Raw genomic sequence first — 8382 nt, 5'->3', positions numbered from 1 at the left:
GGGCTTTTTATTGGCAGGACGGGTCACAGCTTGGCAATCTTGAGCGTTGTCTAAATCCGCTCGATGAGATACGCGGTGCCCGCCAGGTTCTGGCTCTGAGGTGGAGCTTCTAGCGAAACTTTGTCGACGCCATATGGCCGATTGCGACTGCATCGCTGTGCCCTATCTCCAGGGCTATGGTATCTGGCTGCATGTCTTTTTGTTCGAGGAGAGGGTATGCGTTTCAACTATGCAGCGGTAATGCTTCTGGCATTCGTAAGTTCAGTGCACGCTGAAAGTTTTAGCTATAAGGGGCTGGCCCTGGGCGCTTCTGCGGAAGAGTTGCGAGAAAGGCTTCCAAATTATATGGATGCTACCTATACCGGCTCTTTATATAATTTCAAATCCATAGACTGTGCAAGAAAAAATCCTGGAAACTCTGAAGCAGTGCAGCAATGCTTGAAAGCAACCTCGTTTGGAGGGGTGCCTGTGGAATCTGGTTCTATATATCTGAGGGCAAATCAAGTATATAGCATTGATTTGAAAGTTAAACCTTGGTATGTCGGTGAATTGATCGGGGCCATCACTGCGCGTTATGGAAAGCACTCCGATAGAAAAACGCTAGAGTACCGAAATGAATATGGTGTGAAATCCGAGGGTTGGATTTATACATGGGTATCCGGAAGCACATCTTTGACGGTGGAGGATAGCGGTGGGAAGGAGCTTGCCGTCCGGATTGGGTCGTTCCAGAGCAAGCAAGAAATTTTAGAGTCCATGCGAAAAGCTGCAGAAATAGGCGCCAAGGACTTCTAAGAGGCAATAACGCATATTCCAGCAAGCCTCGGTGGGACCTTGGCTGAGGCCCTGTACAGCCCGAAACTCAACCTAAAACTGCTGTAGCGCGCCGATCATGCTGGACAAGAACCACTGCGCCTACCGCATCAAGCCAGAGGTCAGTGATTCGCTGCGAGAGTCTGGGTACGCCAACGGGATAGGGACGTACTACTTCTCGCAAGGAAAGTGTGCTTTGAGGGCGATGTAAATGAGAAGCGCCGCTTTGGCATCTCTCGTCTCAGGGTTGCTTTCCAAATACTTCTGCACCACAGCGCTAATTTGCCCATTCGTTACGTTCTGGCGATAGCAAACGGTCCCAGATTGGGAAATCATATCGCTTGCGCCCATGATATATCCCATTCCCACACCGTCTTGCAATGCATTCCCAGGAGTCAGACCCTTGCTCTTGGTACTGGTGAGGTCGTTGAGGAGGTCATTGCCGGAATAGGCATTTGCGCTGGTGGCGGCCACGAGGCACATTGCAGAAATCAGATAGCGAATCAATTCAGTCTCCCAAGGATGCAGTCCAGATTTTATAGGTCAGGCTCTGGCAAAAACCAGCGCCGGGCCAAGGATGTAATACCTCATATTTAGCAAGGCCTGCTGTTTAGGTCCCATGTTGGGCAGCAGGTATCTATGTGCTGGAGTCGCCCGCAAGCTCCGTCAACTGCAGGAATCTGCCTTCTTTTTTACGATCATGCAGAGAGCCTCTTAAGCAGACCAGCGTACGCTGCTGATGCGCTTGCTGGCGTGCCTCAGCGCCGAGCTCGCATCAAATGCTGCGCCAGTGCCTCAAACGCCGGCAATGACGTCGGATCATTTGCCGCATTAGCAGCCACCGGGTGCGAGCCGTATCGGGCAATGACCATCTGCGCGGTCGGATCGATATAGAGCGCCTGCCCATGCACGCCGCGTGCGGCAAAGGCGCCGTGGGCGTTGTGCGTGACCCACCACATATTGCGGTAGCTCCAGCCCGGCAGGAGGGCGTAGCCGGCTTTGACAAAATCGGCGCGCTTGCCGCCTTGGCGGATGTCGGCGATCGCGGCCGCAGGGATGATTTGCTGGCCATTGAAATAGCCATTGTTGCGGACCATCTCGCCAAAGCGCGCCAGGTCTCGCAGGCCCGTGTTCAAGCCGCCGCCGGCAAACGGGGTTCCGGTCGCGTCGATGGACATATAGGCATCCTGCTCGGCGCCCAGGCGGCTCCAGATGCGGCTGGACAAGAGCTGCGCGACGGACTGGCCGCTGACGCGCGCAATGATCCAACCCAGCGCATCGGTATTGGCGGTGCGGTAGCCAAATGCCTCGCCGTGCATGCCTTGCGGCTGGACCGTCTGCAGAAACTCGTAGTAGCTGCGGGGGCCTGTGAAGTCCTTGGGCTTGGGCAGTGGATTGCCTGCGGCCGCATGGGCCCAGACCTCTGCCTTGGGGTCGGCATAGTCTTCGCTGAACCGGATGCCGGTGGTCATGTCCATCACCTGGCGCACCGTGGCGCTGCCAAAGGCAGACACGGCGAGTTCGGGCACATAGTCTGCGGCCTTGCGGTCGGGGTCCAGTGTTCCTTCTGCGACCAGCATCGCAGCCAAGGTGCCGACAAAGGACTTGGTGACCGACATCGCCGCATGCTGGCCATCGGGCTGGAGTGCGCCGGCATAGCGCTCGTAAACAATGCGGCCCTTGTGCAGCACGACGATGCCGTCGGTGTAGTTGGCGGCCAGCGAGTCCCGCCAGCGCATTGTTTCACCGGTATCCAGGCGCTTGAATTCCACATCGTCAATATCGCTGCGCAAGGCGCGGGGCAGCGGGGCGGCAGGCCGCAGTCCTCGCGAGATATTGACGGTCGGCATCAGCTCGCGAAAGTGCGACACACTCCAGCGCATCGCCGGGAATTGGAAATACGAGCCATCGTCAAAGCGCAGAATGCGGTCGGCGGGCGGTGGCGATCCCTGCATCCAGCCCAGTTTGATGGGGTCGCTGTCGGCGGCGTCTGGGTAGGGCGGGGAGGGCGAAGCAGGAGCCGCGGCTGCGCTGAGCGCCAGCAACAGCGATGCGGCGATCAGGCCCGGTCTGCGATTCAACCATTGCGGTGCTGCCATGTGCTCTCTCCCATGCGGTAGTGCTGATCGCAGTATCTTATAGAGCCGCCAGCCGCGCTGGCTATGCCGCGCGAAAGATGTATCGCCGTGCTGCGGTTGAACGGACGGTTTGGCGGGAAGGCGACTGCAAGACCTATACCTTCCCAAGGAGCCTGAGCAGGGAGGCGTGGCCCCCGCTATACTCCCACCCAGGAGATGACGTTCCTCCTTAACCGCCGCGCCATGCGGCTGATGACGTCTACAGAACCTGACCTGGCTCGGGGCTGTAGACGTTGTCGCGTATACATTTCTTGCCAGGTCAGGCCGATGCACCCGCGCTTTTGACCTGTATGCCCAAACGTTCAACCCTCGAACCCCTTGCACTGCTGCCCCATCTGGGCAAGTGGCTGCTGCTGTCGGCCTTGACGGCCGCTTTGGCGGGGACGGCTTCGGCTGTCTTTCTTTGTGCGCTTGACGCGGCTACGCGCTGGCGCGACCAGCACCGTTGGCTGGTCTGGTTGCTGCCGCTGGCGGGCTCGGCCGTGGGCTGGGTCTACCAGCGCCTGGGCAAGTCGGCCGAAGGCGGCGTCAACCTCATCATGGACGAAGTGCATGCGCCCAAGAATACGCTGCCTTTGCGCATGGTGCCGCTGGCCTTGGTCAGCACGGTGCTATCGCATCTGTTTGGCGCATCGGTGGGGCGCGAGGGCACGGCCGTGCAGATGGGTGGGGCGCTGGCAGACCAGCTGAGCCGGCGCTTTCGCCTCGCCGCGCAGGATCGGCCCCTGCTGCTGATGGCGGGCATCAGCGCGGGCTTTGCATCGGTGTTTGGCACGCCGCTGGCGGGGGCCATCTTTGGGATGGAGGTGGTGGCTATTGGGCGCATGCGGTATGAGGCGCTGTTTCCTTGTGTGCTGGCAGCGCTCCTTGCTGACCAGGTCAGCCTGGCCTGGGGCATCCACCACACGCATTACGCCGCGGGTGTATTGGCACCCATGGGCTGGTGGCCGGTGATGGCCGTTGCCATTGCCGGCATTCTGTTTGGACTGGTGGGCATGCTCTTTGCCACGGCTACGCGCAGGCTTGGTGCCTTCATGAAGAAGCGCGTGGCCTATGCGCCGATGCGGCCTTTTATCGGCGGTCTGGTCATCGCCGCAGCCGTGTGGGCATGCGATGCCTACCGCTATACCGGGCTGGGCATTCCTGAGATCGTGCAGGCCTTTGAGGGCCCCGTGCGGCCCTGGGATTTTCTGGGCAAGCTGCTGATGACGGTGGTCTCCATCGGCAGTGGTTTCAAGGGTGGGGAGGTCACGCCGCTGTTCTACATCGGCGCCACGTTGGGCAATGCGTTGGCGCCACTGTTGCAGATGCCGCTGGGCATGATGGCGGGCTTGGGCTTTGTCGCCGTCTTTGCCGGTGCCGCGAATACGCCCATCGCCACCACCTTGATGGCGCTGGAGCTGTTTGGTCCGCAGATCGGGCCCTTTGCGGCGATCGCCTGCGTGGCGGCCTATCTGTTCTCAGGACACGCTGGCATCTACCAGGCCCAACGCATCGCTCAGCACAAATATGGCCAGCGCCAGGACTAACGGGGCGGTGGTTTGGGCGGGGGCTGTCTGAGCACAGCTGGCCAGGCAGCCGCTCAGACCGCTGGGCTCAGGCCCAGGGCCGCCAGCGGGGAGCCATGCATCTTCTTGGTGGGGCGCTGCCCATCTTTGAGCTCGGCCAGATAGCACTGACCGGGAAAGAACACGGCCTCGACCTCGCGCAGCGACTGCAAGCCAAAGCCTGCCAGTTTGAGCAGCCGCTCGGGATAGGCGGCGATGACTTCTTCCACGGTCGTGATGTTGTGGCGGGCCAGGGCGTTGAATGCGCGGTTGGAGAGCTTTCCTGCAAGCGGTGTGGCGTGCGCGGCTTGCGCATCGTTCAGCGGAGACATCAGATACAGACAGGGTTGTGTTGCGAGTCTTGATGCTAGCACCCCAGTCCTAATACAAGCTTACAACCCTGGGGCGCAGTGCGAGATGCAGCGCATGCCGCTGCAGGCATGAAAAAGCCCTCGGCAGAGGGCTGGTGAAGAGGGAGATGGGTGGAGCCATGCGCACCCATGGAGGGCCATGCGGGGCAGTAGAAATGGCATGGCCCTAAGAGGGATTGGAGGGACTGGCTGAGCTGACCAAGGTCACGATGGTCTTGGGCTTCTGGCCCCGGTAACTGAGTTCATTGCCTTTGTATTCTGGTCTTTCGATCCAGGTGATACGGGAGTCGGGCACGCCATCGGGATAAGAAATTCTGTCCTTTTCATAACGGGCTTGAATCTCTTCCTGGCTCAGTGCCTGAGCCGGAAGGGGTTTGGATGCATAAGTCATGGCTTTCAACTCCTTGAATATCGCTGGAATGCCGGTTCTATGCGAGGCCGCTCCTCGTCGCCACCCCCAGTATGCGCTTTACAAGATGTACTGGGTATGGAATAGCCATAGACAAAGCCATGTTCTGTTGTGATGAAGTCGCAAAGCCGCTCTTGCATGGCAGCTGTGGGAGAGTCCTTACGGTAATGCTGCTTGCACGACTGCAATGCGGGGCCGGTGTTGGTGTGACACTGGAATCACAGCAACCGACCAACCCGCAACCCTCAAGGAGTGACAGATGAACGAAGACACCATCAAAGGCAACTGGAAGCAATTCAAGGGCAAAGTGCAAGAGCAATGGGGCAAGCTGACCAATGACGATCTGGACGTGGTAGACGGCCAGCGCGAGCAGCTGGTGGGCCGCATCCAGGAGCGCGAAGGTATTGCGCAGGACGCTGCAGAAAAGCAGGTCAAGGATTGGGAAACCAAGAACAATTACCGCTGGTAATTCAAGCAGCCTCCCTGGCTTTCGCGAGGGAGGCCTTTTTTATTCTGCATGCAGGCGGCCATCGAACGTGGCCGCCTTGCTGCGTGATGCACCAAGGCCCGAGCCATGAATTCTTCTGACTCCGCATTCCAGATCATCATCAATACCGTTGCAGGCGAACTGTCTGATCTGACCGATCTGGCGCAGGCCACGCGCATTATTTTCAAACTGCTGTTGGCGGCGCTGCTGGGCGGCATGCTGGGCTATGAAAGAGAGGCCAGCGGCAAGGCCGCTGGCTTGCGCACGCACATGCTGGTGGCCATGGGCGCTGCGACCTTTTTGGCCGTGGCGCAACTGATGGGCATGACGCCAATGGATTCCAGCCGCGTGATCCAGGGCCTGATCGCCGGCGTGGGCTTTTTGGGCGCCGGCGCCATTTTGAAACCCGCCAAGGAAAACACCGAGGATGTGAAGGGCCTGACCACCGCCGCTGGCATCTGGTTCACCGCAGCGATTGGTATGGCGGTGGGCGCCGGTGAAGAGGCCGCCGCCATTTTGTGCACCTTGTTTGCGCTGTTTGTGCTGATGGTGCTGCCAAAGAATGTGGTGCCCAAAAAAGGCAGCTGATGCTGCTGTGCCGGCGCATGGCCTGGGCAATAAGCCCGTGTCGGAATTGACCTAGGCCGCTGCCGTGGCAAGGCCTACGCAGTCGGATTGCCATCGGCGGTACAAAAGGGTTTTGTATGAAGGAACCCCTTATGCGCCGCACACCTGAGGCATCGGCCTCCTCCAGAACCTCCTCCCTGCCGCTGGCCATGGCCTTGACGGCTGCCGTGTCAGCCCTGTGGTACACCGGCCAGCGGGTGCGGGTGCCCAAGAATGTTCGCCCCGTGCAGAGCTTTGATGCCGAGCAGTACATGGGCCACTGGTATGAGCTGGCGCGGATTGACTATGTGTTTGAGCGCGGTCTGACCTCTTGCACCGCTGACTACTGCCTGCAGGACGACGGCACGGTGCAGGTCACCAACCGTGGCTTTGACCCCGAACGCGGTCAATGGAAGTCGGCCACTGCCGTGGCCAAGCTGCTGTCCGGCCCCGAGGTGGGCTCGCTCAAGGTGTCGTTCTTTCGCCCCTTGTATGCGGGCTACCATGTGGTCTATGTCGACCACGATGCAGGACACGCCGTGGTGGTCGGTGATGCGGCCAAGTACGCCTGGATTCTGTCGCGCACGCCGAGCATTGATGAAGCTGCCTACACACGCCTGGTGGCCATCGCCGCCAGCAATGGGGTCGATGCCCATCGGCTGATCCGGGTGCCGCATGGCGCGGCGCTGGAGATGGTCGAGAGCAGCAAGGCGGCGTAAGATGGCTGCATAGCCGCTGCAAAGGCTGCGCGAAAGGCATGGGTATTAAATGATATTCATTCTCAATTGTTTTATGATCCAGCCATCGAGAGCGTCAGCCACAGCGCGGCTCTTTGCATCCGTTTCATCGTGGGGCGACCCGGGACCGCAGCGTCTCCAAGGTCGTTTTTGCTAGCCACCGGCAGGCTGTTGCGGTCTGTCAGCCAGCCAAGCTCTTTTCTCCACGCATCCGATGGCCCATGCGGTCTGTGTATCGATGTCCCGTTCCTCCGCTTCTCCCAACCCATCTTCCAGCCCAGTGGCCGCGCAGGCGCCTCGCGACCAGGAACACCAGCGCGGCCTGCACCAGATCGACGCCACCATCGTCTCGCTGCAGCGCCCGTCGCCCCACACCTTGCGGGTGGGCATGCATCTGGGCGATGTCGGCAACGACCCGGTCTGGGACGAGGCCAATGTGGCTTTCCGCGTCTATCCGGATCTTCAGGCCCCTGCGGTCTCGCGCGTCTATACCGTGCGAAGCTTTGCGCCGCACAGCCGCTGCGCCTAGTTTGATGTGGTGATGCATGGCGGTGACAGCCCCATGATGCGCTGGGCCGCGCAGGCCACCATTGGCCAGCAGCTACGGCTGACAGGCCCCCGCGTCAACATCGTGCTGCCCGACGCCAAGGGCCGGCCTGTGGCGCTGTTCTGTGATGATTCCGGCCTGCCCGCGCTCTACTCGATCTTGCAACGTTGGCCCGCAGGGCTGGGCGGCGTAGGCTGGATTGCCAGCGACGATCTGCATGGGATTGCGGAGCTGCCACGGGTGGCTGGCCTGCAGCTGCAGCGCTTGCCAGGTCATGGGCGCGACCCGCTGCTGCAGCAGGCCCGCCAGTTGGAGGACGCTGCTGGCCATGTGGTCTGGGGTGCGGGTGAGCGCGACGAGATGCGCGCGATGCGCAAGTACTTCCAGTCGGAGCTGGGCATGGACAAGGCTGATGTGTCCATCGCCGGCTACTGGAAGCGCGGCGCCAGCAATACCGAAATCGATGCCGAGCGCCAAAGTGCCTACCAAAAATTCACCGCCGCTGGCGGCAAGCTGGCGGACTGGGATGACCTGGGGATTGCGATTTAACGCCAGGGCGATGTAAGCACGCGCCATCCGCATTCACTCACCGGGCAAACGGCCCGGTTTTTTATCGGCTGATGGGTGCGGACGCTGCTGGGCAAATGACTGCCCAATGCATTGAATTGGGCGGTGCTTCGCGGCACAATCGCCCTTTTTGCCCTGCACTGCAGGCGCGCGTTCTTCCCGC

The 8382-nt window shown here is 60.3% G+C and carries 11 protein-coding genes and 1 riboswitch; of the genes, 7 read left to right on the top strand and 4 right to left on the bottom strand.

Going from position 1 to position 8382, the window contains the following annotated elements; translation table 11 throughout:
* The first annotated feature begins 216 nt into the window (after window positions 1-216).
* Window positions 217-792: a hypothetical protein gene (locus H928_RS31680; RefSeq protein ID WP_148293195.1), complete on the top strand. Its 576-nt coding sequence runs from the start codon at window positions 217-219 to the stop codon at window positions 790-792.
* A gap of 189 nt (window positions 793-981) precedes the next feature.
* Here H928_RS31680 and H928_RS0115905 read toward each other — a convergent pair whose 3' ends face one another.
* Both H928_RS0115905 and H928_RS0115900 read right to left on the bottom strand, forming a co-directional pair.
* Window positions 982-1317: a Rap1a/Tai family immunity protein gene (locus tag H928_RS0115905; RefSeq protein ID WP_148293194.1), complete on the bottom strand. Its 336-nt coding sequence runs from the start codon at window positions 1315-1317 to the stop codon at window positions 982-984.
* A 251-nt stretch (window positions 1318-1568) separates the two neighbouring features.
* Window positions 1569-2909 (bottom strand): serine hydrolase, encoded by a 1341-nt coding sequence (locus tag H928_RS0115900; RefSeq protein WP_021027401.1) that lies wholly within the window; start codon window positions 2907-2909, stop codon window positions 1569-1571.
* Between the two features lie 182 nt (window positions 2910-3091).
* A riboswitch (Fluoride riboswitch) is annotated at window positions 3092-3157 on the top strand.
* Between the two features lie 81 nt (window positions 3158-3238).
* Here H928_RS0115900 and H928_RS0115895 point away from each other — a divergent pair.
* On the top strand, window positions 3239-4477 hold the full coding sequence (locus tag H928_RS0115895) for a voltage-gated chloride channel family protein (RefSeq protein ID WP_021027400.1): 1239 nt from the start codon (window positions 3239-3241) through the stop codon (window positions 4475-4477).
* A gap of 53 nt (window positions 4478-4530) precedes the next feature.
* Here H928_RS0115895 and H928_RS0115890 read toward each other — a convergent pair whose 3' ends face one another.
* Together H928_RS0115890 and H928_RS31675 are read right to left on the bottom strand one after the other, a co-directional pair.
* Window positions 4531-4827 (bottom strand): DNA-directed RNA polymerase subunit alpha C-terminal domain-containing protein, encoded by a 297-nt coding sequence (locus H928_RS0115890; protein WP_021027399.1) that lies wholly within the window; start codon window positions 4825-4827, stop codon window positions 4531-4533.
* A gap of 205 nt (window positions 4828-5032) precedes the next feature.
* Window positions 5033-5257, bottom strand: a complete 225-nt coding sequence (locus tag H928_RS31675; RefSeq protein ID WP_148293193.1) for a hypothetical protein — start codon at window positions 5255-5257, stop codon at window positions 5033-5035.
* A 277-nt stretch (window positions 5258-5534) separates the two neighbouring features.
* Between H928_RS31675 and H928_RS0115885 the strand changes: the two genes are divergently transcribed.
* The 5 genes from H928_RS0115885 to H928_RS28230 all read left to right on the top strand — a co-directional run bounded on the left by H928_RS0115885 (window position 5535) and on the right by H928_RS28230 (window position 8201).
* Entirely contained in the window at window positions 5535-5744 is a 210-nt protein-coding gene (locus H928_RS0115885) for a CsbD family protein (RefSeq protein ID WP_021027398.1), read from the top strand.
* A gap of 105 nt (window positions 5745-5849) precedes the next feature.
* Entirely contained in the window at window positions 5850-6350 is a 501-nt protein-coding gene (locus tag H928_RS28240) for an MgtC/SapB family protein (protein ID WP_021027397.1), read from the top strand.
* Window positions 6351-6481: 131 nt separating this feature from the next.
* A complete protein-coding gene (locus tag H928_RS28235) occupies window positions 6482-7087 on the top strand; it encodes a lipocalin family protein (protein ID WP_021027396.1) in 606 nt (201 codons plus the stop codon).
* 256 nt (window positions 7088-7343) lie between these two features.
* On the top strand, window positions 7344-7634 hold the full coding sequence (locus H928_RS30235) for a hypothetical protein (RefSeq protein ID WP_148293192.1): 291 nt from the start codon (window positions 7344-7346) through the stop codon (window positions 7632-7634).
* A gap of 12 nt (window positions 7635-7646) precedes the next feature.
* The gene (locus H928_RS28230; protein ID WP_148293191.1) at window positions 7647-8201 is read left to right on the top strand and encodes a siderophore-interacting protein; all 555 of its coding nucleotides are present in this window, start codon (window positions 7647-7649) and stop codon (window positions 8199-8201) included.
* The last annotated feature ends 181 nt before the right edge of the window (window positions 8202-8382 follow it).

It is taken from the genome of Comamonas sp. B-9 (genome assembly GCF_000410635.1).
In the GTDB taxonomy this organism is placed as follows: domain Bacteria; phylum Pseudomonadota; class Gammaproteobacteria; order Burkholderiales; family Burkholderiaceae_C; genus Comamonas.
The sequence above is the reverse complement of the archived record's forward strand: the minus strand, read 5'-3'. Positions and strand labels throughout refer to the sequence as shown.